The organism is Streptomyces sp. ALB3 (genome assembly GCF_044385685.1).
Taxonomy (GTDB): Bacteria; Actinomycetota; Actinomycetes; order Streptomycetales; family Streptomycetaceae; genus Streptomyces.
The window spans coordinates 196,462-223,460 of sequence record NZ_JBISCE010000037.1 but is presented as its reverse complement, the minus strand read 5'-3'; the positions used below and the strand labels follow the sequence as shown (position 1 = coordinate 223,460).

The 26,999-nt window shown below is 74.4% G+C and carries 25 protein-coding genes; 16 read left to right on the top strand and 9 right to left on the bottom strand.

The genetic code is table 11. The annotated features are described in order from the left end of the window. The first annotated feature begins 31 nt into the window (after positions 1–31). Complete coding sequence (gene bdeA / locus ACHFIV_RS23030) at positions 32–961, top strand: bis(hydroxyethyl) terephthalate hydrolase (RefSeq protein ID WP_398972181.1); 930 nt, start codon at positions 32–34, stop codon at positions 959–961. Between the two features lie 280 nt (positions 962–1,241). After that, positions 1,242–2,171: a bis(hydroxyethyl) terephthalate hydrolase gene (gene bdeA / locus ACHFIV_RS23025; protein WP_398972178.1), complete on the top strand. Its 930-nt coding sequence runs from the start codon at positions 1,242–1,244 to the stop codon at positions 2,169–2,171. Positions 2,172–2,237: 66 nt separating this feature from the next. On the opposite strand, the gene ACHFIV_RS23020 is transcribed toward bdeA (ACHFIV_RS23025), so the two are convergent. Further along, the gene (locus ACHFIV_RS23020; protein ID WP_398972175.1) at positions 2,238–3,011 is read right to left on the bottom strand and encodes an alpha/beta fold hydrolase; all 774 of its coding nucleotides are present in this window, start codon (positions 3,009–3,011) and stop codon (positions 2,238–2,240) included. A gap of 160 nt (positions 3,012–3,171) precedes the next feature. Here ACHFIV_RS23020 and ACHFIV_RS23015 point away from each other — a divergent pair, with 160 nt between their 5' ends. From ACHFIV_RS23015 to ACHFIV_RS23005, 3 genes are all read left to right on the top strand, one after another. After that, positions 3,172–5,973, top strand: coding sequence for a helix-turn-helix transcriptional regulator (locus ACHFIV_RS23015; protein ID WP_398972172.1), 2,802 nt, complete (start codon positions 3,172–3,174; stop codon positions 5,971–5,973). Positions 5,974–6,099: 126 nt separating this feature from the next. Continuing rightward, positions 6,100–7,452 carry a PucR family transcriptional regulator gene (locus tag ACHFIV_RS23010; RefSeq protein ID WP_398972170.1) on the top strand — a complete coding sequence of 451 codons (1,353 nt, stop codon included), beginning with the start codon at positions 6,100–6,102 and terminating at the stop codon, positions 7,450–7,452. Between the two features lie 308 nt (positions 7,453–7,760). Continuing rightward, positions 7,761–9,362 carry a cation acetate symporter gene (locus ACHFIV_RS23005; protein ID WP_398972167.1) on the top strand — a complete coding sequence of 534 codons (1,602 nt, stop codon included), beginning with the start codon at positions 7,761–7,763 and terminating at the stop codon, positions 9,360–9,362. 44 nt (positions 9,363–9,406) lie between these two features. Here ACHFIV_RS23005 and ACHFIV_RS23000 read toward each other — a convergent pair whose 3' ends face one another. Further along, complete coding sequence (locus ACHFIV_RS23000) at positions 9,407–10,039, bottom strand: TIGR03085 family metal-binding protein (RefSeq protein WP_398972164.1); 633 nt, start codon at positions 10,037–10,039, stop codon at positions 9,407–9,409. 84 nt (positions 10,040–10,123) lie between these two features. Here ACHFIV_RS23000 and hisI point away from each other — a divergent pair, with 84 nt between their 5' ends. From hisI to lgt, 11 genes are all read left to right on the top strand, one after another. Continuing rightward, positions 10,124–10,504, top strand: a complete 381-nt coding sequence (gene hisI, locus ACHFIV_RS22995; RefSeq protein WP_398972161.1) for a phosphoribosyl-AMP cyclohydrolase — start codon at positions 10,124–10,126, stop codon at positions 10,502–10,504. Positions 10,505–10,515: 11 nt separating this feature from the next. Next, on the top strand, positions 10,516–12,015 hold the full coding sequence (locus ACHFIV_RS22990) for an anthranilate synthase component I (protein ID WP_398972160.1): 1,500 nt from the start codon (positions 10,516–10,518) through the stop codon (positions 12,013–12,015). Between the two features lie 14 nt (positions 12,016–12,029). Then, positions 12,030–12,689: a TIGR02234 family membrane protein gene (locus tag ACHFIV_RS22985; RefSeq protein ID WP_398972157.1), complete on the top strand. Its 660-nt coding sequence runs from the start codon at positions 12,030–12,032 to the stop codon at positions 12,687–12,689. Between the two features lie 95 nt (positions 12,690–12,784). Beyond that, positions 12,785–13,036: an HGxxPAAW family protein gene (locus ACHFIV_RS22980; protein WP_398972154.1), complete on the top strand. Its 252-nt coding sequence runs from the start codon at positions 12,785–12,787 to the stop codon at positions 13,034–13,036. Between the two features lie 94 nt (positions 13,037–13,130). Next, on the top strand, positions 13,131–13,619 hold the full coding sequence (locus tag ACHFIV_RS22975; RefSeq protein WP_398972152.1) for a DUF2752 domain-containing protein: 489 nt from the start codon (positions 13,131–13,133) through the stop codon (positions 13,617–13,619). A gap of 112 nt (positions 13,620–13,731) precedes the next feature. Next, on the top strand, positions 13,732–14,541 hold the full coding sequence (gene trpC / locus ACHFIV_RS22970) for an indole-3-glycerol phosphate synthase TrpC (RefSeq protein WP_398972149.1): 810 nt from the start codon (positions 13,732–13,734) through the stop codon (positions 14,539–14,541). Between the two features lie 47 nt (positions 14,542–14,588). Further along, positions 14,589–14,765 carry a tryptophan biosynthesis modulator TrpM gene (gene trpM, locus ACHFIV_RS22965; RefSeq protein WP_398972562.1) on the top strand — a complete coding sequence of 59 codons (177 nt, stop codon included), beginning with the start codon at positions 14,589–14,591 and terminating at the stop codon, positions 14,763–14,765. Between the two features lie 130 nt (positions 14,766–14,895). Further along, complete coding sequence (gene trpB, locus ACHFIV_RS22960; protein ID WP_398972146.1) at positions 14,896–16,176, top strand: tryptophan synthase subunit beta; 1,281 nt, start codon at positions 14,896–14,898, stop codon at positions 16,174–16,176. Continuing rightward, positions 16,173–16,985 carry a tryptophan synthase subunit alpha gene (trpA, locus tag ACHFIV_RS22955; RefSeq protein WP_398972144.1) on the top strand — a complete coding sequence of 271 codons (813 nt, stop codon included), beginning with the start codon at positions 16,173–16,175 and terminating at the stop codon, positions 16,983–16,985. Before trpB ends, trpA begins: the two co-directional genes overlap by 4 nt. 74 nt (positions 16,986–17,059) lie before the next feature. Next, positions 17,060–17,875: a DsbA family protein gene (locus ACHFIV_RS22950; protein ID WP_398972141.1), complete on the top strand. Its 816-nt coding sequence runs from the start codon at positions 17,060–17,062 to the stop codon at positions 17,873–17,875. 105 nt (positions 17,876–17,980) lie between these two features. Next, positions 17,981–18,946, top strand: coding sequence for a prolipoprotein diacylglyceryl transferase (gene lgt, locus ACHFIV_RS22945; protein WP_398972139.1), 966 nt, complete (start codon positions 17,981–17,983; stop codon positions 18,944–18,946). A gap of 70 nt (positions 18,947–19,016) precedes the next feature. Here lgt and ACHFIV_RS22940 read toward each other — a convergent pair whose 3' ends face one another. The 7 genes from ACHFIV_RS22940 to ACHFIV_RS22910 are packed head-to-tail and all read right to left on the bottom strand — an operon-like array spanning position 19,017 to position 26,998. Beyond that, complete coding sequence (locus tag ACHFIV_RS22940) at positions 19,017–19,835, bottom strand: HpcH/HpaI aldolase/citrate lyase family protein (protein ID WP_398972136.1); 819 nt, start codon at positions 19,833–19,835, stop codon at positions 19,017–19,019. Further along, a complete protein-coding gene (locus ACHFIV_RS22935; RefSeq protein WP_398972133.1) occupies positions 19,832–21,037 on the bottom strand; it encodes a CaiB/BaiF CoA transferase family protein in 1,206 nt (401 codons plus the stop codon). Before ACHFIV_RS22935 ends, ACHFIV_RS22940 begins: the two co-directional genes overlap by 4 nt. Next, positions 21,034–21,918 (bottom strand): PfkB family carbohydrate kinase, encoded by an 885-nt coding sequence (locus tag ACHFIV_RS22930; protein ID WP_398972130.1) that lies wholly within the window; start codon positions 21,916–21,918, stop codon positions 21,034–21,036. Before ACHFIV_RS22930 ends, ACHFIV_RS22935 begins: the two co-directional genes overlap by 4 nt. Next, on the bottom strand, positions 21,915–23,282 hold the full coding sequence (locus ACHFIV_RS22925) for an ADP-ribosylglycohydrolase family protein (protein WP_398972128.1): 1,368 nt from the start codon (positions 23,280–23,282) through the stop codon (positions 21,915–21,917). Before ACHFIV_RS22925 ends, ACHFIV_RS22930 begins: the two co-directional genes overlap by 4 nt. Further along, positions 23,279–24,475, bottom strand: coding sequence for an ADP-ribosylglycohydrolase family protein (locus ACHFIV_RS22920; RefSeq protein ID WP_398972124.1), 1,197 nt, complete (start codon positions 24,473–24,475; stop codon positions 23,279–23,281). Before ACHFIV_RS22920 ends, ACHFIV_RS22925 begins: the two co-directional genes overlap by 4 nt. Continuing rightward, positions 24,411–25,739 carry an ADP-ribosylglycohydrolase family protein gene (locus tag ACHFIV_RS22915; protein WP_398972121.1) on the bottom strand — a complete coding sequence of 443 codons (1,329 nt, stop codon included), beginning with the start codon at positions 25,737–25,739 and terminating at the stop codon, positions 24,411–24,413. The genes ACHFIV_RS22920 and ACHFIV_RS22915 overlap by 65 nt, the downstream gene beginning before the upstream one ends. Then, positions 25,736–26,998 carry an ADP-ribosylglycohydrolase family protein gene (locus tag ACHFIV_RS22910; protein WP_458575933.1) on the bottom strand — a complete coding sequence of 421 codons (1,263 nt, stop codon included), beginning with the start codon at positions 26,996–26,998 and terminating at the stop codon, positions 25,736–25,738. Before ACHFIV_RS22910 ends, ACHFIV_RS22915 begins: the two co-directional genes overlap by 4 nt. Position 26,999 lies beyond the last annotated feature (1 nt).

The following is a 26,999-nucleotide window of genomic DNA, read 5'->3' as shown; positions in this document are numbered from 1 at the left end:
TGGTGTGGCACAACCGAGAGGATCCCCCCTCGTGCAGCAGCACCTCCCCTCCGGCGACACCTCCCCCCGCCACCGGATGTCGAAGAGCCGTTCCCGCGGTCTCAAGCTCGCCGTCGCCGCGGCCGCCGCGACGGCCGGCCTCGTCACCGCGCTGATACCGGGCGCCCAGGCCGCCGAGAATCCGTACGAGCGCGGCCCTGCGCCGAGCAACTCGAGCATCGAGGCGAGCCGTGGCTCGTACGCGACGTCCCAGACGACTGTCTCCTCACTGAGTGTCCGTGGCTTCGGCGGCGGGACGATCTACTACCCGACGTCCACCTCGGACGGGACGTTCGGCGCGGTCGCCATCTCGCCCGGCTTCACCGCCTACCAGTCGAGCATCGCCTGGCTGGGGCCGCGTCTGGCCTCGCAGGGTTTCGTGGTGTTCACCATCGACACCAACACCACGTCGGACCAGCCGGCCAGCCGTGGCGACCAGTTGCTGGCCGCGCTGGACTACCTCACCGAGGACAGCTCGGTCCGCAACCGGATCGACTCCTCCCGCCTCGGCGTGATGGGCCACTCCATGGGTGGCGGCGGCACGCTCGAAGCCGCCAAGGACCGGCCGTCGTTGCAGGCGGCGATCCCGCTGACCGGCTGGAACCTCGACAAGTCCTGGCCCGAGGTCAAGACCCCCACCCTGGTCGTCGGCGCGGACGGTGACACGGTCGCCTCCGTCACCTCGCACTCGGAGCCGTTCTACAACTCGCTGCCGAGCTCGCTGGACAAGGCGTACCTGGAGCTGCGGGGCGCGTCGCACTTCACTCCGAACACGTCGAACACGATGATCGCGAAGTACAGCATCTCGTGGCTGAAGCGCTTCATCGACAACGACACCCGCTACGAGCAGTTCCTCTGCCCGATCCCGTCGGCGAGCCTGACGATCGCGGAGTACCGGGGCAACTGCCCGCACACCTCCTGACCGACAGGACCAGGGGCCGGACCGCGTGCACGCGGTCCGGCCCTTCGTGCTGCCTCGGTCCGGCCCCTCGGGCTGACGTGGACCGGCCGGCCCCGGACCGGTCGTGGTTCCGGAGCGAAGACCGGCGATCTCGCCGATGCCCGCACGGGGGGAGCACCGCGAAAGTGACGGCAGGCAACGAACGACGGCGCAACCGACGCGGTGCACCCCCCGAAGGCCCCCGGACGACGGGGCCGCCGGCTGCCGCGGTGCCGTTCCGCCACAACCGAGAGGAACCCCCGTGCAGCAGCACCTCCCCTCCGGCGACATCTCCCCGCGCCGCGACCGGATGCCGAAGAGCCGCTCCCGTACCTTCAAGGGCGCCCTGGCCGCCGCGGTGGCGACCGCCGGTCTGCTCACCGCGCTCGTCCCCGGCGGAGCCCAGGCCGCCGACAATCCGTACGAGCGTGGCCCTGCGCCGAGCAACTCGAGCATCGAGGCGAGCCGCGGCTCGTACGCGACGTCCCAGACGTCCGTGTCCTCGCTGCTCGTCAGAGGCTTCGGCGGCGGGACGATCTACTACCCGACGTCCACCTCGGACGGGACGTTCGGCGCGGTCGTGATCTCGCCCGGCTTCACCGCCTACGAGTCGAGCATCGCCTGGCTGGGGCCGCGTCTGGCCTCGCAGGGTTTCGTGGTGTTCACCATCGACACCAACACCACGCTGGACCAGCCGGCCAGCCGTGGTGACCAGTTGCTGGCCGCGCTGGACTACCTCACCGAGGACAGCTCGGTGCGGAGCCGGGTCGACTCCTCCCGCCTCGGTGTGATGGGCCACTCCATGGGTGGCGGCGGCACGCTCGAGGCCGCCAAGGACCGTCCCTCGCTGAAGGCGGCGATCCCGCTGACCGGCTGGAACCTCGACAAGACGTGGCCGGAGGTGAGGACGCCCACGCTGATCGTCGGCGCGGACGGTGACACGGTCGCCTCCGTCGCCTCGCACTCGGAGCCGTTCTACAACTCGCTGCCGAGCTCGCTGGACAAGGCGTACCTGGAGCTGCGGGGTGCGTCGCACTTCACTCCGAACACGTCGAACACGACGATCGCGAAGTACAGCATCTCGTGGCTGAAGCGCTTCATCGACAACGACACCCGCTACGAGCAGTTCCTCTGCCCGATCCCGTCGGCGAGCCTGACGATCGCGGAGTACCGGGGCAACTGCCCGCACTGATCCGGGGGGCGACCGGGGCCGGACCGCGCGTACCGCGGTCCGGCCCCTCCGTGCTGCCCGGGCCGTTCAACCCTCGGCCAGGAACCGGGTGAGGGACCCGGCGAAGCCCGGGTCGCGCACGGCCGTCAGGTGGTCCCCGGGCACCACCACCAGCTCCGCGCCCGTGATCGCGTCGGCCAGGACGCGGGGCCGCACGGCCAGGGGATCGCTCTCGCCGGCCAGCACCATCGTGGGTACGGTGATCCGGTCCAGCGGCAGTGCGTCCCGGTGCACCGCCCGGATCTGCGCGGCCAGGGCGTGACGGTCGGCGCCGGAGGCCTCGGCCAGCAGTCTGAATCCCCGGGCCCGCTCGGGCACGTCCGCCGCGTCGTCGGCCGTCAGCGCGGCCGAGACCAGCTCCGGTGGCATCGCCCGGGTGTCCAGGCCTCCCACCTCCACCGCGCCGGCGCCTATCCCGCCCACCACCAGGCGCCTGATCCGGGTGTCCTGCGCCGCGGCCAGGAGCGCGACCACGGCACCCATGGAATAACCCGCGACGTGGACGTGGTCCGCGCCGAGACGGTCGACGAGCAGACACACGTCACGGGCCATCAGCGACTCGCCGTAGTGGGTGTCGTCATGCGGCCGGTCGGACTCGCCGTGACCGCGCGCGTCCAGCGCGTACACCCGCCGGCCCCCTGCCACCAGCGCCTCGACGACACCGGGGCCCTCCCAGTTCAACCGGGCGTGCGCGGCGAAGCCGTGCAGCAGCACGACCGGGGGCAGGGTGCCGTCCGGGTCCCTCGACCACGACCAGTAACGCAGGGTCAAACCGTCGTGTGTACGCAATTCATGAGTCATCCACCGACGTTACGGGCGGCCGCCGCGGAACGGGCCGGGACTGTGCCCTCGCACAGCGCGGGCGCCCTCGCGTTGGGAGCCCGCACCGCTCGGCGCCGGCCGGGAACAGGGAGCGGACGCGCATCTTCCGACGCTGTTTACGCGGAAGTAACGTGAGAGCGTGACCCCATCGACGACCGTGCACAGTCCGCTCCGGCTGTACGGCCGCAGCGGTGAACTGGCCATCATGGAAACCTTGTTGGCGCGGCTGCGGGCAGGGGACGGCGGAGCGCTCGTGCTGACCTCGCCACCCGGCCTCGGCCGCACCGCCCTGGTGCGGCAGGCCGCCGCCCACTACCTCGGAGGGTACGGCGGACCGGTGCTGTTCGCCGCCGCGGCCCCCACCGAACAGCGACTGCGCTTCAGCGGGCTGCACGCCCTCCTCTGCTCCGCCCACGGCCCGCTGCCCGTCGCCCCCGACGCGATCCTGCGCTCCGGGATCACCCCGGACGCACTGCTCGGCCTGCTGCGCGGCCTGGGGGCCGAACAGCCCCTGCTGGTCTGCGTGGACGACGCGCACGCCTGGGACCCCGACTCCCGCGCCGCGCTCGGCTTCGCCGCCCGCAGACTCGGCGCGGGCAGCCGGGTCGCGGTGGTGATCGGCGCGGCCGACGAGACCGCCTTCGCCGGTCTGCCCGCCCTGCGCCTCGGCCCGCTCGACGACGACGCGGCGACCGCGCTCCTGGACCGGCTCACGGAAGGCACCGCCGACGTCGACCCCGTCGTGCGCAGCGAACTGCTGCGCGAGGCGGCCGGAAACCCGCGGCTGCTGGCCGGGCTGGCCGGCCGCCTCACCCCGGGACAGCTGGCCGGGCGCATCGCGCTGCCGTACCCGCTCCCGGGGGCCGAGAGCGTCCTCGACGCCCACGCCGGGCATCTGGACGGTCTGTCCCCCGACACCCACACCCTGCTCCTGCTGGCCGCGGCCGCGGAGGAACACGAGCCGGACGGGGCCGGTGCCGACGCGGCCCTGCTCCTGCGGGCCGGCGCCCGTGCCGGGCTCGCCACCGCACACCTCGACCGGGTGCTCTTCGCGCCCGCGGGCACCGCCGGGGCCCTCCAGCGAGCCGGCAGCCGCGTGCACTTCAGCCACCCGCTGCTGCGCCGCGCGGTCCTGCACCGGGCGCCCCCGGGCCGCCGCCGGGCCGTGCACGAGCTCCTCGCCGGACTGCTCAGCGGCTCCGGCCCGGCCCCGCTGCCCGCGCTCGTCCAGCAGGCGTGCGCGGCATCCGGCCCGGACGCGGCCCTCGCCGGGCGGCTGGAGGCGGCGGCGGTGGCGCCGCGCCCGCACGGGGAACGGTCGGCCGCACTGGCCCGGGCCGCCGCCCTCTCCGCCGACGAGGCCCAGCGCGCCGCACGGTTCACCGAGGCCGCCGAACAGGCCCGGCTGGCCGGCGACACCGGCAGGGCCCGCGCCATGCTGGCCCGCGTCGGCCCGCATCTCGCGGGAGGCGCCGCGCCCTACGTGCGCGGCATGCTCGCCCTGCGGGACGGTCCGGCCGCCGACGCCCGGGAGGCGCTCCTCACGGCGGCGGAGCTGCTCGCCCCCCACGATCCGGGCCGCACCCTCGACGCCCTCTTCGGCGCCGCCGAGGCGGCATGGGACATGGGCGACGCCATCGCGTACCTGGACGCCATGAACCGCGTTCCCGTCGAGGCCGCCGACCGGTCCATGGCGCAGTACCGCGCCGGCATGTGCGCCGTGCTCGCCGGCCACTCCGACCGGGGCCACGCCCTCCTGCGGTGCTGCCTGGACTGTGCCGACCGGGCCGAGGACGCCGGCGAACTCCTGCGGGCGGGAGCCTCGGCCCTGGTCCTCGGCGAGGTCGACGCGGCCTGCCGGGCAGGGGCCCGCGCCCTCGCCGTCGTACGCACCCGGGGCCCCGAAGCCCTGCTGCCGCACGCCCTGGAACAGCTCGCCTACGCGGAACTGCGCGCCGGACAGCACGCCAGGGCCCGGGCCCACGCACTGGAGGGGCTGCACGCCGCCCGGCGTACCGGGCAGCAGAACTCCGCCACCCATCTGCACGCCGTGCTCGCGCTCGCGGCCTCGGTGGAGGGCCCCGCGGAGGCGTGCGCCGCCCACGCCGACGCGGCACTGACCGGGGCGGGACCGCACGGCCTCGCCCAGGCCGCCATGCTCGCCACCTGGGCGGTCGCCCGTGCGGACCTGGCGGCCGGCCGGCCCGGCGAGGCGGCGGCCCGGCTCCGTCCGCTCGTCAGGCCGGGTCCCGGCACGGGACACTTCGCCACCCGGATGCTGGCCGTGCCGTGCTACGTCGAGGCGATGGCGCTCTCCGGCCGCGCGGACGAAGGTGCCGGCGAACTCGCGACGGCGGTCGAGGAGTTCGCCCTGTGGACCGCCCGGACGACCGACCCCCAGGTCCCCGCCCAGCTGGCCCGCTGCCGCGCCCTGCTGGCACCGCCCGAGGAGGCCGCCGCCCGGTACGAGGAGGCGCTCGTCCACCACGACCGTGCGGGTGGTGACTTCGAGCGCGCCCGTACCCAGCTGCTCCACGGCCAGCTGCTGCGCCGGCTGCGCCGCACCCGCGAGGCCCGCGGCCCGCTGCGGGACGCCCTGGTGGCGTTCGAACGCTGCTCCGCCCGTGTCTGGGCCGAACGCGCGGGGGGCGAGCTGCGGGCCGCCGGGGAGGCGGTGGACGTGCCGGACCAGAGCGGCCCAGGCCCCCTGGCCGGACTCACCCCGCAGCAGCAGAGGATCGCCCGCTGCGTGGCGGAGGGGGCCACCAACCGTGAGGTCGCGGTGCGGCTCTCGGTGAGCCCGAGGACCGTCGACCACCATCTCCGCAACGTCTTCGCCGCGCTCGGCGTCCGGTCGAGGACCGAGCTGGCGAGGCTGCTGGACCGCGGGGGCGGCGCGGGGTTGCAGGACCGTGATGAGAAGAACCGCGCAGACCTCTAGGTACCGACCGGGCGGTATGCCATTCTGCGGTCGTCAGGATCGATCGGTGTGCGCCCGCCCAATCCGGGCAGGGCGCGCACCGGGGCCGGCCGCACCGCAGCCGGCCGATTCCCGGTGGAGGCCGCCATGCCACAGGTCGTACGTTCACGGATCAGGGCGCTGCACGGACCGCCCCCCGTCACACCGTTGCCGCACCGCGCCCGCTCCCTGGCCGACCGGGAGGCCGTAGCGGTGCTCCACCGGGCGGCCCGTGCGCTCCTGGACGCGCTGCCGGAGCTCACGGACCGGCTGGTGGAGGCGCTGCGGGAGCAGGAGCCCGCCTACCGCGCCGCGATGGAGACCGAGCCGTCCGAGATCTGGCAGGAGGTCCACCACTCGCTGCGGCACAACGTCGCCTCGCTCATCCAGCCCCGGGAGTTCCGGGAGGCCGCCCACCGCACCTCCCGGTGGATCGGCGAGAGCCGGGCCGAGCAGGGCGTACCGCTCGACGCGGTCATGCACGCCTTCCGGATGGGCGGCGCCATGGTCTGGCAGGACCTCGTCGACGACACGGCCCGCCGCCACCCCGAGGACACCCGGCTGCTCGTCCACGTCGCCGCCGACGTGTGGAACTTCGTCGACGAGCACTGCGGTGTGGTGGCCGAGGCGTACCGGCAGGCCGAACGGCGGCTCTCGTGGCGCCGCGAGAACCAGCAGCGCCTGATGACGGCGGCCCTGCTGGACGGCACCGCCCGGATCGCCGACCTGCCGGACGCCGCGGCGATGCTGGGGCTCCCGGTGCAGGGCAGGTACGCGGTGCTCGCGGTCACCGGGGCCCGCCGCGCCCCGCACGGCACCGGGCGCCCGCCGCTGACCCTGCCCCAGGACACGCCCGCGCTCTGGCACCCGGCGGGGGACGTGGAGCTGGCCGTCCTGCCGCTGGGGACCGTCCCGGCGGCGGCCGAGGCGGAACCACGGTCCGACGACGACGCCGAGGACGCGCCCGCCCCGGGTCCCGCTCCGGTGTCCGACGGTGGACTCGCCGCACTCGCGGAGGGCATGACGGTGCCTCCGGGCACCCGCGTCGGCATCAGCTCCGTGGTCACCGGGCTCGCCTCCGTGGGCGACGCGCGGCGACTCGCCGAGACGGCGCTGCGGGCCTGCCCGGCGTCCGGCGGGACCGTCCTGCTCGACGAGCACCTGCCCGCCGCACTCGTCGTGTCCTCACCCGGCCTCGGAACGGCGCTCGCCGACCGGGTCCTCGGCCCGCTGGACCGGCTCGACCCGGCGGACCGGGACGTGATCATCGAGACCCTGACCGCATGGCTCGACTCGGACGGCTCGGCCCAGCGGGCGGGCGCCAAGCTCTACTGCCACCGCAACACCGTGCTGAACCGGCTGCGGCGCTTCGAGCAGCTGACGGGACGCTGTCTGACGCGGCCCTCGGACGCGGTCGAGGTGTCCCTGGCGCTGGCGGCGCGGCGGCTGCTGGCGCACTGACCGGGGCGGGCCCGGCGGAGGGCGCCGGGCCCCGGGGACAGCCGCCGCGCGGGGGCGGCGCGGCGGCGGCCGCCGGTCCCGGTCCCTCCCGGACCCCGTCCGGGCGCCCAGCGGCTCGCGGAGCGCCTGCCGGCCGCGAACGAGCCGCCCCGGCCCGGCGGTTGTGCGCCGGCACAGCCCCGCGCCGGGCGGGCTGTACCGGCGCCGCGCCCTGCCTGCGCCCCCTGTGCCACCCGCCTCCCGGCTGGTGCCATGACGCGCATGTCCTCAGCTGCCCCTTACAGAGCCGTACCGGCGGAGCGAATCCGGTGAGCGGCGCGATCGACGCCCGGTCCCTGGCCGTGGTCATCTTCCTCGGCTTCGTCGCCGTGTCCCTGCTGCTGTGCGGGCTCGCCGCGGCCGACCAGGACGACCCGGAACACTTCTACGCGGGCGGCGCCACCCTCGGCCCCGTCGGCGCCGGGCTGGCCATCGCCGGGGACTACGTCTCCGCGGCCACGCTGCTCTCCACCACCGGCTCCGTCGCGCTCGCCGGCTTCGACGGTCTGCTGTTCGCCCTGGCGACGGTCGCCTCACTCGCCCTGGTCATGCGCCTCTTCGCGGAACGTCTGCGCCGCCAGGGCGTGTTCACCATGGGCGACTTCCTCGCGGACCGGCTCGGCGACGGCTCCGTACGCCGTGCGCTCGGCGTGGCCACCCTCGTCGTGCTGGCCCCACTGCTGCTCGTGCAGCTCACCACCGCCGGCCGCGTCATGACCTCCATGTTCGGTCTGCCCGAAGGCGCCCTCACCGGCTGCACCGTCGCCAGCGGCGCGCTCATGGTCTGCTACTCGGCGTTCGGCGGGATGAGGGGCACCGGGTACATCCAGATCCTCAAGGTGGCCGTCGTCCTGGGCGCGGTCACCCTGCTCGCGGGCCTCGTCCTCGCCCGCTTCGACTGGTCCCCGTTCGCCCTCTTCGACGCCGCGCAGGCGGGCAGCAAGGCGGGAGGCGACTACGCGCGCCCCGGGCTCCAGTTCGGCCACGGACTCGCGGGAGGACTCGACCTGATCGGCTTCCAGGCCACCCTCGTGCTCGGCGCCGCCTGTATGCCGCACATCATGATGCGGCTCCACCCGATCCGTGACGCCTGGACGGCACGCCGGGCGGGGATCTGGGCCGTGGGCCCCGTCGCCCTGCTGTGCGTGGGCATCGTCATCGTCGGACTCGGGGCCTCCGCGCTGATCGGACGGGACCTGCTGCACGCCGCCGACCCGGCCGGCGGCACCGCCCTGCTCATGGTGACCAGCGCCCTCGACCCCGGTGCGGCCGGGCCCCGCGACAGCCCGCTGTTCGCACTCGTGGCCTGCGCCGCGTTCGCCACCACACTGGCCGCGGTCGCCGGGATCACCCTGGCCGCGGCCTCCTCGCTGGCCCGGGACTTCACGGTGAAGTCGGGCGCGCAGGGTGAGGGCAAGGCGTCCGGCAGGGAGATCCGGCGCGCCCGCTGGGCCGTCGTCGGGATCGGGGCGCTCGCGGTGCTCCTCTCGGCGTACACCCACGACCGCAACCCCCAGGTGCTCCTCTCCCTGTCGTTCGCGGCGGCGGCCTCGGTCCTGCCGCCCGTCCTGCTCTACGCCCTGTTCCGGCCGCGTTTCGACGCCCGCGGGGTGCGGTGGACCGTCTACGGGACACTCCCGCTGATCGGGGTCCTCATGGTCCTGTCACCGGCGTTCTCCGGCACCCCCGTCGCGCTCTTCCCGGAGTGGGACTTCGACGTCTTCCCGCTCCAGACCCCCGGCCTGGTCTCCATCCCGGCGGGATTCCTCCTCGGGCTGCTGGGGTCGGGCCGGGACCCGGGCGCCGCGCAGGACGAGCGGCACCGCCGCCGGCCCCGGCGGTTGCCCCCGCGCGCCCGTGACGGTGCCTGACGGCCGGTACGGGCGGCGGGGCACACCGGCGGACCGGCGCGGGGCTACAGACCGAGCTCGGCCGTGTGCAACCGGGCCAGCGCGTCCTTGTCGCCTTCCAGCTCCACCCGTGCCGCGTCCTGGCGCCCCGCCGCGAACAGCAGCAGTTCACCCGGCTCCCCGGTGACCGTCACCACCGGGGTGCCCCTGTGGGCGACCGCCGTCTGGCCGTCCGGGCGCCGCAGCACCAGACCCACCGGGGCCCGGCGGCCGAGCATCCGGGCCGTCCTCTCGGTGCGCGACCACAGCACGTCGGCGAAGACCGGATCGAGGTCCCGCTGGGACCAGTCCGGCTGGGCCCGGCGCACATCCTCCGCGTGGATGTAGAACTCGACCGTGTTGGCCGCCTCGTCCAGCTGCTTGAGGCCGAAGGGCGACATACGGGGCGGGCCCGTACGGATGAGCTGGATCAGTTCCTCGTACGGCTTGGCGGCGAACTCGGCCTGGACCCGCTCCAGCCGGTTCTTCAGAGCGCCCAGCAGTATTCCGCCGGCGGCGTCCGCACGGCGCTCACGCACCACGACGTGGGCGGCCAGATCACGGGTCCTCCAGCCGTCGCACAGGGTCTGGGCCTCGGGACCCGCCGCTTCCAACAGGTCGGCGAGCAGAAGACGTTCACGCTTCGCATGGGTCGACATGCCCGCCAGCGTACGACCGCCGCCCGTGGTCCGCCCAGTGGACGCACGGCCGGACGCCCCGCACGGCGCGGCACAATGGGGCGCATGACCAGCACGCCCGGCTCCGCGCCCGCCAGCAACCTCGACCCGGCCGTCGCCGCCCGCCTCAAGCGCGGCCCCGACGGACTCGTCCCGGCCATCGCCCAGCAGCACGACACGGGCGAGGTGCTCATGCTCGGCTGGATGGACGACGAGGCGCTGCACCGCACCCTCACCACGGGCCGCTGCACCTACTGGTCCCGCAGCCGCCAGGAGTACTGGGTCAAGGGCGACACCTCCGGCCACACCCAGCGGGTCGTGTCCGTCGCGCTCGACTGCGACGCGGACACCGTCCTGGTGAAGGTCGACCAGACGGGAGCCGCCTGCCACACCGGTGACCGCACCTGTTTCGACAAGGACGTCCTTCCGCTCACCGCGCCCCGATAAGGTGACCGGCCATGGATCTCGAGACCTTCCGCAAGCTCGCCGTCGAGCGGCGTGTCATCCCTGTCAGCCGTCGGCTCCTCGCGGACGGTGACACCCCGGTCGGGCTCTACCGCAAGCTCGCGGCCGAGCGCACCGGCACGTTCCTCCTCGAATCCGCGGAGAACGGCCGGACCTGGTCCCGCTACTCCTTCATCGGGGTACGCAGCGCCGCCACCCTGACCGCCCGTGACGGACAGGCGCGGTGGCTCGGTACCCCGCCCGTCGGCGTCCCCCTCGACGGGGACCCGCTGCAGGCACTGCGGGCCACGGTGGAGACCCTGCACACCCCGCGTGACCTGGTCGGCGACCAAGGGAAGGGACTGCCGCCCTTCACCGGCGGCATGGTCGGCTACCTCGGCTACGACGTCGTACGCCGGCTGGAGCGGATCACCGAGCACGGCGGCGACGACCTGAAGCTCCCCGAGCTCACGATGCTGCTCACCTCGGACCTCGCCGTGCTCGACCACGGGGACGGCACGGTCCTGCTGATCGCCAACGCGATCAACCACAACGACCTGGCCACCGGGGTCGACGAGGCGTACGCGGACGCGGTCGCCCGGCTCGACGCCATGGAGCGCGACCTGTCCCGGCCCGTGGAGAACGCCCCCGCCGCCCTGCCGCCCTCCGAGCTCCCGCCCTACACCGCCCTCTGGGGCGGCCAGGCCTTCATGGACGCCGTGGAGGACGTCAAGGAGCGCATCAGGGCCGGTGAGGCCTTCCAGGTCGTCCCCTCCCAGCGCTTCGAGACGCCGTGCACCGCGAGCGCGCTGGACGTCTACCGGGTCCTGCGTGCCACCAACCCGTCCCCGTACATGTACCTCTTCCGCTTCGACGGGTTCGACGTCGTCGGCTCCAGCCCCGAGGCGCTCGTCAAGGTCGAGGACGGCCGGGCGATGGTGCACCCGATCGCCGGGACCAGGCACCGCGGTGCCACACCTCAGGAGGACCAGGCGCTCGCCGACGAGCTCCTCGCCGACCCGAAGGAGCGCGCCGAGCACCTGATGCTCGTCGACCTCGGCCGCAACGACCTGGGGCGGGTCTGCGCCCCCGGCAGCGTCGAGGTCGTGGACTTCATGTCCGTCGAGCGGTACTCCCACGTGATGCACATCGTCTCCACCGTCACCGGGCGCGTCGCCGAGGGCCGCACCGCCTTCGACGTCCTCACCGCGTGCTTCCCCGCGGGCACCCTCTCCGGCGCGCCCAAGCCCCGCGCCCTGCAGATCATCGAGGAGCTCGAACCGACCCGCCGGGGGCTGTACGGGGGCTGCGTCGGCTACCTCGACTTCGCCGGGGACTCCGACACGGCGATCGCCATCCGGACCGCCCTGCTCCGTGACGGCACCGCGTACGTCCAGGCCGGCGCGGGCGTCGTCGCGGACTCCGACCCCGCCGCCGAGGACACGGAGTGCCGCAACAAGGCCGCCGCGGTCCTGCGCGCCGTGCACACGGCGAACCGGCTCGGGACCGAGTGAACCGGTAGGGGATAGTGGAGTACGTGAGTGCTGTCCCCGTACCCCAGCCCCGTGCCCGAGCCGCCTCCGCGCCCGACAGCGCGGGAAGCCGCCGGAGCCTGGCCGCCGGTCTGCTCCTCGGAGCGGCCGGCGCCACCGTCGTACTCCTCGCCTCGGGACAGACCTGGGCCGAGGGTGAGGCAGCCGTCGGCGGCGGCGCCCTGCCGCTCAGCGCCGACGGCCAGGACGTCACCGGCGTCCCCGCGGCCCTGGCCGTCGTCGGCCTGGCCGCGCTCGTCGCCGTCTTCGCGGTCCGCGGCGCCGGCCGGCTGCTGGTCGCCGGGCTCCTCGCCCTCAGCGGCCTCGGCGCCGCACTGAGCGCCTGTGCCGGGGCCTCCGACAGCGCCGCCCTGGACGAGCGGGCCGCGCAGACGACGGGCGACACCGCGGCCACCGTCCACGCGCTCGGCCACACCGCCTGGCCCTACGTCACCGCCGTCGGCGGGCTGCTCATCCTGCTGGCCGGACTGCTCGCACTGCGCTACGGCAACCGCTGGCCGGCGATGTCGGGACGCTACGAACGCGACGGCACCCCCCGCCCCCGCAAGGCCGCGCGCACCGCACCGGACCCCGACCGGCCCGAGGAACTGTGGAAGGCCCTGGACCGCGGCGAGGACCCGACGCGCGAGGCATGACCCCCAGCCTCACGTCCACCGGCACGTGCGGGACAATGGCAGCGAGCCTTCACAGCGGCGATCACCTTCAGCGCACCACCAACAAGGAGCAACTCATGGCGGGCAGCAGCCACGGACACACCCCGGCCGCCTGGACCGGTGTCATCATCTCCTTCATCGGCTTCTGCATCGCGGGCCTCTTCATGGTCGCGGCGAACACCCTCGGCTTCTGGGCCGGTGTCGCTGTCGCCATCCTCGGCGGGGTCGTCGGTCTCGCCATGAAGATGGCCGGCCTCGGGATGCCGAAGGAGTCGCCCGAGATGGCGGCCGCCAGGGCCCGTGCCGCCCGGGCGCAGATCCCGGCCTAGCACCCGTCCACCGGCGGACGCCGGACCCGGACACGACGCGAGGCGCAGCCCGGACCGGGCTGCGCCTCTCCGCGTCAGCGGGGACAATCGGCGCGTGGACGCCTCAGCCTCTCCCGCAGCCGCCGCCCCCGACCCGGCCCCCGTGCCCGGTCCGGGCCACCCGGCCGCCCCCGTGCCCCCACCCGCCTCCCGGCTCCGGCGGCTCGCCGCTCCGGTGGGGGCCATGGCCGCCGTCGTCGGGGCCTTCGGCTACGTCGCCGCGGTCGACCCCAACGAACCCGGCCACTACCCGGTCTGCCCCCTGCTCCGCTTCACCGGAGTGTTCTGTCCCGGCTGCGGAGGGCTGCGCAGCGCCCACGCCTTCGCGCACGGCGACCTCGCCGCCGCCTTCGGCGCCAACGCCCTGGCCGTCGTCGGCTACGCCGTCCTCGCCGTGGTCTGGCTGCTCTGGACGGTCCGCGCGAGCCGGGGCCGGCCCCTGCGGATCGGTCTTGCGCCCCGCTACTGGTGGGGCGTCGGCGCCGTGTTCCTGGTGTTCTCCGTGGTCAGGAACCTGCCCTTCGGCTCGGCGCTCGCCCCGTGAGTACCAGGTAGTGGGACGCCGGACTGCCGGATGCGGGCCCTGAGCCGTCCTGCGGATACCATCGAGATGGCTGATCCTGTACCTATCACCGCTTCGGAAGGGGGCCGCTCGCGTGAGTGTGCTCGACGAGATCATCGACGGCGTTCGCGCCGACCTCGCGGAGCGGCAGGCGCGTGTCAGCCTCGACGAGCTCAAGGAACGCGCCGCGCGCGCCCCCCGGGCCAAGGACGGAGTCGCCGCCCTGCGCGGCGAGGGTGTGACCGTCATCTGCGAGGTCAAGCGCTCCAGCCCCTCCAAGGGCGCCCTTGCCGCCATCGCCGACCCGGCCGCGCTCGCCGCGGACTACGAGGCCGGCGGGGCGTCCGTCATCTCGGTCCTCACCGAGGAGCGCCGCTTCGGCGGCTCCCTCGCCGACCTGGAGGCCGTCCGCGCCAAGGTCGACATCCCGGTCCTGCGCAAGGACTTCATCGTCACCTCGTACCAGCTGTGGGAGGCACGGGCCTACGGGGCCGACCTCGCCCTGCTGATCGTCGCCGCCCTCGACCAGGAGGCCCTCGTCTCCCTGATCGAGCGCGCCGAGTCGATCGGCCTGACGCCGATCGTCGAGGCGCACGACGAGGAGGAGGCGGAGCGCGCCGTGGACGCCGGGGCCAGGATCATCGGTGTCAACGCGCGCAACCTCAAGGACCTCAAGGTCGACCGTTCCACCTTCGAACGCGTCGCCCCCGAGATCCCCGACCACATCGTCAAGGTCGCCGAGTCCGGCGTCCGGGGCCCGCACGACCTCATCGCCTACGCCAACGCCGGCGCGGACGCGGTACTCGTCGGCGAGTCGCTGGTCACCGGCCGCGACCCCCGGGCCGCCGTCGCCGACCTGGTCGCCGCCGGGGCCCACCCCGCACTCCGGCACGGACGGGGCTGACCCGCCCCGTGCCCGCCGACCGTCCCGCCGCCCGCATCCGGCCGGGCCTGCGCCCCGCCGGGGCGAGCGCCCGGCAGCCGCACGCGCCGCTGGCACGCGGCTGCCGCCCCCGCGGCTGCCGCGCGCCGGCACGGCGTGTGCACGGCAGGCGGGTGCGTTACGTGATCGGCGACGAACCGGGACAGGTCAACGGCATGCGATGGCGCACGGGGTCCGCGCCGTAGCGAGCCCCCGGCCGTCGCCCTTCTCCAGGGAATCGCACGCCTGACCGCACCGACCTTGCAACTGCCGGTGTGGCGCTCGCTCATGACGCATACGGTGACACCATCCGTTGCGATTCGAGGAGCACGTCGCATGTCGTCCGACTTCTTCATCCCGGACCCCGAGGGTCTGATCCCCAGCGCAGAAGGCTACTTCGGCGCGTTCGGTGGCAAGTTCATCCCGGAGGCGCTGGTCGCCGCCGTCGACGAGGTGGCCGTCGAATACGACAAGGCCAAGGCGGACCCCGCCTTCGCCGCCGAGCTCAACCAGCTCATGGTCGACTACACGGGCAGGCCCAGTGCCCTGACCGAGGTCTCACGCTTCGCCGAGCACGCCGGAGGTGCCCGCGTGTTCCTCAAGCGGGAGGACCTCAACCACACCGGCTCACACAAGATCAACAACGTGCTCGGCCAGGCCCTGCTGACCAAGCGCATGGGCAAGACGCGGGTCATCGCGGAGACCGGAGCCGGCCAGCACGGCGTCGCCACCGCGACCGCCTGCGCCCTCTTCGGGCTCGAGTGCACCATCTACATGGGTGAGATCGACACCGAGCGGCAGGCGCTGAACGTGGCGCGGATGAGGATGCTGGGCGCCGAGGTCGTCGCGGTGAAGTCCGGGTCCAGGACCCTCAAGGACGCCATCAACGAGGCGTTCCGCGACTGGGTCGCCAACGTGGACCGCACGCACTACCTCTTCGGCACCGTGGCCGGGCCGCACCCCTTCCCGGCGATGGTCCGCGACTTCCACCGGGTCATCGGGGTCGAGGCCCGCCGCCAGATCCTCGAGCGCACCGGACGCCTGCCGGACGCCGCCGTCGCCTGCGTCGGCGGCGGTTCCAACGCCATCGGCCTCTTCCACGCCTTCATCCCGGACGCGGACGTCCGGCTGATCGGCTGCGAACCCGCCGGACACGGGGTGGAGACCGGTGAGCACGCGGCGACCCTGACCGCCGGCGAGCCCGGCATCCTGCACGGCTCACGCAGTTACGTCCTCCAGGACGAGGAAGGCCAGATCACCGAGCCCTACTCGATCTCGGCAGGGCTCGACTACCCGGGCATCGGCCCCGAGCACGCCTACCTCAAGGACGTCGGCCGCGGTGAGTACCGGGCGGTGACCGACGACGCCGCCATGCGGGCGCTGCGCCTCCTCTCCCGCACCGAGGGCATCATCCCGGCCATCGAGAGCGCGCACGCGCTGGCCGGGGCCCTGGAGGTCGGACGGGAGCTCGGCGAGGACGGGCTGATCCTGATCAACCTGTCAGGCCGCGGAGACAAGGACATGGACACCGCGGCGCGGTACTTCGGGCTGTACGACGGTGCCGACGCGGTCGTCGAGGCCGACGTGGCCGACGGAGAGGAAGAGGTCACCAAGTGAGCGGCAACCGAGAGCTACTCGAAGCGACGCTGGCCGGGGCGGCGTCCGAGGGCCGAGCGGCACTCATCGCCTACCTGCCCGGCGGCTTCCCGACCGTCGACGGCGGTATCGCGGCCGTCAAGGCCGCCGTGGCGGGCGGCGCCGACGTCATCGAGGTGGGCCTCCCGCACAGCGACCCCGTCCTCGACGGACCCGTCATCCAGACCGCCGACGACATCGCGCTGCGCGGCGGGGTGAGGATCGCCGACATCATGCGCACGGTCCGTGAGGCGCACGAGGCGACCGGCGCGCCGATCCTCGTCATGACGTACTGGAACCCGATCGACCGCTACGGCGTGGAGCGCTTCACCGCCGAGCTCGCCGACGCGGGCGGCGCCGGGTGCATCCTGCCCGACCTGCCGGTCCAGGAGTCCGGACTGTGGAGGGAGCACGCCGAGAAGCACGGTCTCGCCACCGTCTTCGTCGTCGCCCCGAGCAGCAAGGACGCGCGCCTCGCCACCATCACGGCGGCGGGCTCGGGCTTCGTGTACGCCTCCTCCCTGATGGGGGTCACCGGCACCCGCGCATCGGTCGGCGAGCAGGCCCAGGACCTGGTGAGGCGCACCCGCGCCACCACCGACCTGCCGGTCTGCGTGGGCATCGGCGTGTCCACCGCCGAGCACGCCCGGCAGGTGGCCGGCTTCGCCGACGGGGTGATCGTCGGCTCGGCCTTCGTCAAGCGGATGCTGGACGCCCCCGACGAGGCCGCGGGCCTCGCCGCCGTCCGGGCGCTGGCCGGCGAGCTGGCGGAGGGCGTTCGACAGCGCTGACCGCCCCGTCATCCGTACGGGTGGACCTGGGACCGGGGAGGCGCTGACGTGCCTCCCCGGTTCGTTCACGGCGTGTGAGCGAGAAGAACCAAGACCGAAGAAGAGCCGCGCGTGACCGGCTCGTCCAGCAGCGTGAGCAGGACCGGGCACGGGAGCGCCGCCGCCGCACGCTGATCGTCTCCACCGCCGTGGTGGGGGTGCTCGCGCTGGCCGCCGTGATCGGCGTGATCGCCGCCAACGCCGGCAAGAACGACAAGGACAGCGAGGCGGGGCCCGCCGTCACCCCCTCCGGGGCCATGGGCGAGGACGGACTCGCCCTCCAGGTCGGGGCCGACGACGCGCCGTCCACGCTCACGATCTGGGAGGACTTCCGCTGTCCGGTCTGCGCCCAGTTCGAGAACGCCTTCCGTGACACGATCACGGAGCTCACGGACAGCGGCCGACTGAAGGTGGAGTACCACCTGGCCACGATCATCGACGGAAATCTCGGCGGCAGCGGCTCGCTGCGCGCGGCCAACGCGGCCGCCTGCGCCCAGGACGTCGGCAAGTTCGCCCCGTACCACGACGTCCTCTACCGCAATCAGCCCGCGGAGACCGACGACGCCTTCGGCGACAACGGCAAGCTGATCGAGCTGGCCGGCAAGGTCGACGGCCTGGACACCCCCGCCTTCCGCAGCTGTGTGGAGGACGGCACCCACGACAGCTGGGTGGAGAAGTCCAACAAGGCGTTCACCGAGGGAGGATTCGAGGGCACGCCGACCGCCCTGCTCAACGGCGAGTCGGTCTTCCCGAAGAAGGGGGACGAGCAGATCTCCGTGGCCAACCTCAAGAAGTGGGTCGAAGAGGCGAACAAGGGCAAGGAACCGGCCACCACCGGGACCACGCCGTAGGCCCGGGGGGCGCTCCGGCGGATACTCCGCCGGGGGCCCCGTTACCCAGAAGTTGCCGGACGGCTTGCCGTACGTCCCGTCCGGCAGGGTAGCGTCGACCCCGTCATGAACCTTGCCTTCATTCCCAGCCCGTCGACCGGCGTGATCGAGCTCGGCCCGATCCCGCTCCGCGGCTACGCGTTCTGCATCATCATCGGTGTCTTCGTCGCCGTCTGGTTCGGCAACAAGCGCTGGATCGCCAGGGGCGGCAAAGCCGGCACCGTCGCCGACATCGCCGTCTGGGCCGTGCCCTTCGGCCTGGTCGGCGGCAGGCTCTACCACGTGATCACCGACTACCAGCTGTACTTCAGCGACGGTGAGAACTGGGTGGACGCCTTCAAGATCTGGGAGGGCGGCCTCGGTATCTGGGGCGCGATCGCGCTCGGCGCGGTCGGTGCCTGGATCGGCTGCCGCCGGCGTGGGATCCCGCTCCCGGCCTGGGCGGACGCGCTGGCCCCCGGCATCGCGCTCGCCCAGGCGATCGGCCGCTGGGGCAACTGGTTCAACCAGGAGCTGTACGGCAAGCCGACGGACGTCCCCTGGGCGCTGGAGATCAGCGAGGGCGCGAACCGGGTCGCCGGCACCTACCACCCGACGTTCCTCTACGAGTCGCTCTGGTGCGTCGGCGTGGCACTCCTGGTGATCTGGGCGGACCGCCGCTTCACGCTCGGACACGGCCGGGCCTTCGCGCTGTACGTCGCGGCGTACTGCGCGGGACGCGCCTGGATCGAGTACATGCGCGTCGACGAGGCACACCACGTGCTGGGCCTCCGGCTCAACGTGTGGACCGCCATCATCGTCTTCGTGCTCGCCGTCACCTACATCGTGCTCTCGGCGAAGGTGCGCCCCGGCCGCGAGGAGGTCGTCGAGCCCGCCGCCGTGGACCTCACCAAGGACGCCGGGAAGGCCACCGACGCCGGCTCCGCGCAGGACGCGCCCTCCGACTCCTCGGAGGCCACCGCCGACGCCCCCGGGGACCAGGCGACGGACACGGAGGCCGACGAGTCACCGCAGAAGGCCGACAGGAGCTGACGCTCGCAGACCGTGGAAGGGGCCGCCGGACCTGTACAGGTCCGGCGGCCCCTTCGCGCGTCCCACGGCCTCAACGCCGTCGCGCCAACGAGAGCGTGCGTTCCGCTGACGCCACCACCGCCGCGTCGACGAACCTCCCGTCCGGCAGGGCCTGGGCCCCCGCCTCGGTCCGTGACGCCTCCAGGATCTGCTCCGCGGCCTCGACCTCCCTGGCCGTGGGCCGGAAGGCCCGCTCGATGACCGGCAGCTGCCGTGGGTGGATCGCGGCCCGGCCGAGCAGACCGAGACCCCGTCCGTGCGCGCAGGACGCCCGCAGCCCGGAGAGGTCCCGGACATCGGGGTACACCGACATCACGGGCGGGTCGAGCCCGGCGGCCCGGGCGGCGATCACCACGCGGCTGCGCGGCCAGTCGAGGCCGCCGTCGTCCCGCACCCCCAGGTCGGCCCGGAGGTCCGCCTCGCCCAGCGCGATGCCGCCCACGGAGGGGTGCGCCCCGGCGATCGAGTACGCGTGCTCGATGGCCAGGGCCGACTCCAGCAGCGGATACAGCGGCACACCCCGCGCCAGAGCCGCCACGTGGTGCACGGAAGCGGCGTGCGTGATCTTGGGAAGTCGCATCCCTGACAGCCCCGGCAGCCCCGCCAGCGCCGTCACGTCGTCCTCGCCGTGCACCCGGACGTGGACCGGCACCGCCATCGGGTCCACCGTGACCGGGTCCGAGAGGAGTTCCGCCGTCGCCTTCCGCGCGTACTCCTTGCGGCCCGGGGCGACCGCGTCCTCCAGGTCGACGATCACGACGTCCGCTCCCGATCCGAGCGCCTTGCGGACCACCTCCGGCCGGTCCCCGGGCACGTACAGCCAGGTCAGGGCCACCGCCGGGCCGCTCACAGCGCCCCCTCGTCCCGCAGGGCCGCGACAGCGGCCGCGGAGAGACCGGCCTCCGCGAGGATCTCCTCCGTGTCCGCTCCGTGCGGCCGGCCCGCCCAGCGGATCGCCCCCGGGGTCTCCGAGAGCCGGAACAGCACGTTCTGCATCCGCAGTGGCCCCAGCTCGGGATCGTCGACCTCCGTGATCGTGCCGAGCGCCCGGTACTGGGGGTCCTCCATCACGTCCCGCACGTCGTGGATCGGCGCGATCGCGGCCTCGGCCTTCTCGAAGGCGTCCACCGCCTCCTCCCTGGTGCGCCGGGCGATCCAGTGGCCCACCGCCTCGTCGAGTTCGTCGGCGTGCTCGGCACGCGTGCTCCCCGCGGAGAACCACGGCTCCCCGATCAGTTCGGGGCGCCCCACCAGACGCATCACGCGCTCCGCCACCGACTGGGCGGAGGTCGAGACGGCGACCCAGTGGCCGTCGGCGGTGCGGTAGGTGTTGCGCGGGGCATTGTTGCGGGAGCGGTTGCCGGTGCGCGGCTGGACGTAGCCGAGCTGGTCGTACCAGAGTGGCTGCGGCCCCAGCACGGTCAGGATCGGTTCGATGATCGCCATGTCCACCACCTGGCCGGCTCCGGTGCGGTCACGGCCGGCCAGGGCCGTCATCACCGCGTACGCCGTGGCGAGAGCGGCGATCGAGTCGGCGAGCCCGAACGGCGGCAGGGTCGGCGGCCCGTCCGGCTCCCCGGTGACGGCGGCGAAGCCGCTCATCGCCTCGGCGAGAGTGCCGAAACCGGGCCGGTGGGCGTACGGGCCCTTCTGCCCGAAGCCCGTGACCCTGGCCAGCACCAGGCGCGGGTTGACCGCGCGCAGTTCCTCCCAGCCCAGGCCCCAGCGTTCCAGGGTGCCCGGGCGGAAGTTCTCGATGATCACGTCGGTGTCCGCGGCCAGCCGCAGCAGCACGTCCCGGCCGCCCGGGGCGGACAGATCGAGGGTCAGCGTGCGCTTGTTGCGGCCGAGCAGTTTCCACCACAGGCCGATCCCGTCCTTCGCGGGGCCGTGACCGCGTGACGGGTCGGGTTTCCGGGGGTGCTCGACCTTGATGACCTCGGCCCCGAAGTCCCCCAGCATGGTGGCCGCGAGCGGCCCGGCGAACAACGTGGCGAGGTCAAGGACCCGCAGGCCTGCGAGCGGCGGCGTCGTGGGTGCGGCAGTGGTCATGCGGCATCGCTCTCTCTGCGACCGGGCACGGACGTCGAGGCGCCGGGCCCTGGGACACGGGGCGCCGGGGCCGAGGAGGCGCGGGCCACGGCTTCGGACACGGGCAGGCCCTCGCCGAGCGCCACGGCGAGCGTGCCGACGAAGGCGGCCCTGTCGCCGGATGTGTCGGCGGCGGCGGCCTCTGGGGCGGGGAAGAGGACCGCTTCGCTGCCCCGGGCCGCGTACAGGCATCCCCTGCGGCCGAGGGTGATGACGACCTCGGGAACGTCCCGGAGCAGGATCCGCGCAGCCGCGTGCGGCTCCTCGTGTCCGGTCAGGGCCGCTGCCTCCCGCTCGTCGGGGACCAGCAGGTCGACGGCGTCCAGGAGACCGGACGGCAGGGTCTCCACGGGGGAGGGGGTGAGGACCGTCCGCACCCCGTGGGCCTTGGCCGTGCGCGCCGCCTCGGTCACGACGGCCGCCGGGAGTCCGAGTTCCAGGAGCAGCAGGCCCGCCGTCGCGACGGCCGCCTCCCCGCCCGGACCGAGCCCGGTCACCGAGCCGTTCGCGCCGGGGACCACGACGGTCGCCCCGGGTCCCTCGTCGTCGAGGACCACGTGCGCGGTGCCGCTGGGCCCCGCCACGGTGTGCAGCAGCTCCGTGTCCACGCCGGCGTGCTCCAGACGCGCGCGGAGCAGCGAGCCGTACTCGTCGGTCCCGACCGCGCCGATCATCACCACGTCCCCTCCCGCGCGGGCCGCGGCGACCGCCTGGCCGGCCCCCGCGCCGCCGGGGACGGTCCGGAACTGCCGTCCGGTGACGGTCTCCCCGCGCCCGGGTGCCCGGGCGACGTGGGCGACCAGGTCCATGCTGGTGCTGCCGAGCACCACGATCGTCGTCATGGGCGGCGTACCTCCTGACAGGTCATGTGCGCGAGGGTGTCGAAGCCGACGGAGCCGAATCCGGACACGGACGTGGCGAGGCGGTTCTTCAGCGGGGCGGTCCAGTGGTCGGGCAGGGCGGCGGCCCGTCCCGCCAGCAGGCCGGCGAGCGAGCCGGCCGTCGCCCCGTTCGAGTCGGTGTCCCAGCCGCCGGACACCGCGCAGCCGATGGAGCGGCCGAAGTCCCCGTCCGCGTGGGTGAGGGCGGCGGCGAGCAGTGCCGTGTTGGGCAGGACGTGCACCCAGTGGTGGGTGGGCCCGTAGGCGTCGTGGAGGCGGTCCACGACCGTGTCGAAGTCCTGTTCGGCGCGGGCCGTCCGGATGCCGAGGCGTACCGCGTGCGCGTACCGGGACCGGGGCGGCACCACGCGCAGGCCCGCCGCCAGACAGCCGTGCACGTCCGTCTCGCCGCCGGCCGCCTCCGCCAGGGCGGCGGCGGTGAACATCGCCCCGTACACACCGTTGGCCGTGTGCGTGAGGACCGCGTCCCGGTGGGCCTGCTCGGCGGCTGCTCCCGGATCGCCGGGGTTGGTCCAGCCGTGCACGTCGGCCCGGATCCGGGCGCCGATCCACTCGCGGAACGGGTTGCGGTGACGTGCGGTGTCCGGTGGCTCGATGCCGTCGAGCAGATTGCGGTAGGCGACGCGCTCGGCGGTGAAGACCCGGCCGGCCGGGAGTTCGTCGAGCCACAGCCGGGCGAGATCGGACGTGCTGAACCCGCGTCCGTACCTCCGCAGCAGCAGCACGGTCAGCAGGGGATGGTCGAGATCGTCGTCCTCGGGCATCCCGTCGATGTTCTCCGCCAGGGAGGTGGCCGCCGACCGGCGGTTCCACGGGTGGGCCGCGGTCAGTTCACGGGGCACCCCCCGGGCGGTGAACCAGGTGGTGAGCGGCCAGTTGCCCGCGGCGCGCGCCAGGGCGCGGATACCCGCCAACGGCAGCTTCTCGACCGGTTTGCCCAGCAGGCAGCCCGCGGCCCGGCCCAGCCAGGCCGCGTGCAGGCGGTCGGGCTCCAGGGACACCGGGCGGGTGCGGGGGGCGGGCCAGCGAGGGCAGGCGGCCCGGATCCCGGCCAGGCCGGTCGGCTCGTCGGCGGCGGTCGGGCACTCCAGCAGGGCGAGTTCGTCCAGCAGCCGCCCGGCGAGCGCGCGCAGCCGGCGTGGCGCGGAGACTTCCGAGGCCCCCGCGCGCTCCGGGGCCGGCGCACCGCCCGCCGCGAGCCAGCGCTGCTCGACGTCCCCGGCGTCCCGGCCGTCCTGCCGGGCCTGGCGCAGTTCGTGGCCCACCAGGTCCTCGGGCTGGACCCATGTCAGACGTACGGTCACCGGACACCGGCCGTCAGCGCGGCGAAGGCCGCCTCGTGCGCCCGGCGCCGCTTCGTGTCCCGGGCGAAGATCTCCCGGGCCACCTCCGCCAGCGCCCGTGCCGGCGCCTGCAGATCGAGGCGGCTGGCCTCCGAGACCGTCTTCACCCACGTCGCGGGGATCGACTGCTCGCCGTGGAGGGCGCCCGCGAGCGCGCCGCTCATCGTGGCGATCGAGTCGCAGTCGCGGCCGTAGTTGACCGAGCCGAGCACCGTGCGACGGTAGTCGCCGTCGCCGACGAGCAGCATGCCGAGTGCGACCGGCAGTTCCTCGACGGAGTGCAGCCGGGAGGGCCGCCGGGCGCCGAGCGAGGGATCGCGGTAGTGAGGGCCGACCGTGTCGAAGGGGGCGACGGCGGCGCGCAGCGGCATCAGCGCCGACTCGAAGTCCGTGTGACGGGAAGCCACTTCGCACACCGACTCGATCGCCGCCCGGGTGCCGTCCTTGGCGAGGGCCAGAGCGGTCTCGACGACGGAGACGGGACTCGCGTCCGGGGCGCACGCGGCGGCGACGGAGGCGGCCAGCACCCCGGCCGCCTCCCGGCCGTAGGAGGACTGGTGGGCGCCCGCGACATCGAGTGCCTCCGCGTACGCGGCCTCCGGGTGGGCCGCGTTGACCAGACCGACCGGCGCCATGTACATCGCCGCCCCGCAGTTGACGATGTTCCCGGAGCCGGCTTCACGGGGGTCGGCGTGCCCGTAGTGCAGCCGCGTGACGATCCACTTCTCGGCGAGGAAGATCCGCTGGAGGGGAAGCGCCTCGGCCTCGAGCTCCGGGATCCAGCGGGGACGTGACATCAGGTCCGGTACGAGGTGGTCGGCGACGGCGTACGCGTCGAGATGGTCCCGCACCGTCTCGTACACCCGGATCAGCGCGTGCGTCATCAGGGTGTCGTCGGTGACGTGTCCGTCGCCCTTGTGGTAGGGGGCGATGGGGCGCGCGGTGCGCCAGTCGTCGCCGTACCAGGGTCCGACGACGCCGGTCACCCGGCCGCCGTGGCGCTCCGCGATCTGCTCGGGCGTCCAGCCCTCGACGGGGCCGCCGAGCGCGTCGCCGACGGCCGCGCCGACGAGGGCTCCGGTGATGCGTTCATCCAGGGTGAGCGTCGTGGTGGTCGTGCCGGCCGCGAGCGGTTCGGATGCTTTGTGTGCCATGTCGGAATTGTCCACCCGTGGTGGCCGGTTCCGTGGCTGCCAGCAGCCCGGCGAGTTCGATGAGATCCGTGCCTGCCAGCAGGGGCAGCGCGCACCCGGCCAGCGTCCGGCACGCCTCCCGCCAGCCCGAGGGCACGGTCGCCGCCCCGCCCAGCGCCCCGGTCAGGGCCCCGGCGAGCGCGGGGGCCGAGTCGGCGACCCGGGACAGGCAGGCCGCGGCGGGCACGGCCTGGGCGAACTCGCCCCGGGCCGCGGTCGTCAGCGCGAGCGCGACCGGCACGGTCTCGGCCGCGGCGATCCCGTAGCTGTAGACGTGGTCCACGATCTGGTGCTCCAGCACGGGGACGAGAGCGAAGGCGCCCGCCGCCTCGTCCGCGAACTCCCGGGCCAGCCGCACGGCGTGGACGGCGTTGCGGGCGATCTCGGTGCCCTCGGGAAGCTGGTCCAGCGCGGCGTTCACCACCGTGTCGACATCCGCTCCCGCGAGGGCCTCGGCGATCGCGGCGGCGACGGCGCGCGCGCCGTGCACCCCGTCGCCGTCCTGGGTGTACCGCGCGTCGAACTCGGCGAGCTCCGCCGCCGCCGCCGGATCACCCGGGTGCACGAGGGCGAGTACGGCGGCGCGCACGCACGCGGCGTCGTCGAAGTAGTGCGGGTTGTCGTGACCGGTGGCGGGCGGGCGCAGCCCGGCGGCCAGGTTGCCCAGCCCGGCCCGTACGGAGATCCGGGCCCGCAGCGGCAGCACGGCGGACTCGACCTCCGGCGCCCGGGCGCTCGCGGCGGCGACCTTCGCCGCCAGCGCGTTCCACGCCCGGTCGACCGCGTCCCGCATGCGGTGGCCGGGGGAGAGGTCCGGAGTGTGGTCGGCGGCGGCGGCCAGCACGGTCCGGGCGGCGAACGCGGCCCATTCGGCGTCGTCCGACGGACCGAGCCGCAGCGGTTCGGGCGGCTGGTTGAGGGCGATGGGCACGGGGAGCGTCGTCGTCGCGTTCTGCTCCGCGAAGGTGTCCAGCTCCCGGGTGAGCCGCCTCGTCCACTCCGGCATCCGTGCCGCCCGGTGCCGCGCGGCAGGCCACCCGGCGGCGTCACCGGCGGCCAGTCCGAGCAGCAGCCCCTCGATCCTGGACAGCCTGGCCGGGGAGCCGCGGCCGTCCGGAACGCCGCTGGGGGCCGCAGGCCCGGCCGCGATCCGGACGGCCACCTGCGGGGCGGACTCCGGCGACGCGGTGGGCGTGCCCCGCCGGGTGGAGCGGGCGGCGGTCATCCGGCGTCCCACCGGGCGCCGGAGGCCGGAGCGCCCGGCCGTACGCGTACGGGCCTGTACCACGCGGGAACGGGCGACCGGCCGGCGGACGGCGCGGCGGGCCCGTGTTCGAGGGCGGCCGGGCAGCCGGGGGCCGGCTCGCGGTGTGCCGGGGGCGCGTGGTCCGGGGCGGGACGGCGGAGCGCTGAGGGGGTGTGGTCCGGAGCGGGCCGGTGGTCCGTCCCGGGCTCCCGGTCCCGGGCCCGCGGGGCCTCCGGCCGGTGGTCCTCCCCGTCGTCCGGGGTCAGCAGTTCCGCGATGTCCAGGACGTGGTAGCCGCGCATCGAGGGCAGGCAGCTGCCCCGCACCGGGCCGATCGCCGCCGCCCAGTCCGGGGGGATCGCCGACATCCCGTGCAGGGCGCCCGCGAGTGCTCCCGCCACGGCGGCCGTGGTGTCGGCGTCCCGGCCCATGTTCACGGCCGTGAGGACCGCCGTACGGAAGTCACCCCGCGCCGCCGTGAACGCGCCGAAGGCCAGGCCCACCGCCTCCGGCGCCAGGTCCGTCCACGGGTAACCGCCGATCACGACCGCCGAGCGCACCGCGCGTTCCCCGGTCAGCCGGTCCGGGTACGTGCGCTGCGCGGCCGTGACCGCCCGGCGCAGCGAGCGGGCCGTCCAGGAGTCCATCGGCACCACCGAGAGCGCCGCGGCGATCACCGAGGCGAGCCCCGCTCCCACCATGGCGGCGGCCACCCCCGCCGCGACCGCCTGCCCGCCGTAGATGCCCTCCCCGTCGTGGCTGACCTGCCCGTCCACGGCCACCAGGCGGGCGGCCTCGGCCGGCCGGCCGGCGGCGAACACCCCGAACGGCGCCGCCCGCATGGCGAGACCGTCACTCCACGCGTGCCGGTGCTGGGCCGAGATCGGGGCGGCGAGACCGCGCCGCAGGTTCTCCAGCGTCCCGCGCTCGCTGAACCCCGCACCCCGGAACGGACCCTCGTCCAGGTCGGCGATCCAGTGGTGCCAGGCCCTCTCGACATGCGCGACGGTGAGCGCGGAACCGTGCCTCGCCAGCAGGAGCCCGGAGAAGATGGCGTACTCCGTGTCGTCGGTCCCGGCCGGGTCGTCACTGACGAAGCCCTCGATACGGCCCCAGCGGCGGCGGATCTCGGACGGGCGCATGTTCTCCGCCGGGGCACCGAGCGCGTCCCCCACCGCGAGCCCCAGCAAGGCCCCCCGCGCCCGGTCGCCCGTGCCCGCCGCCGGACCGTCCGCCATG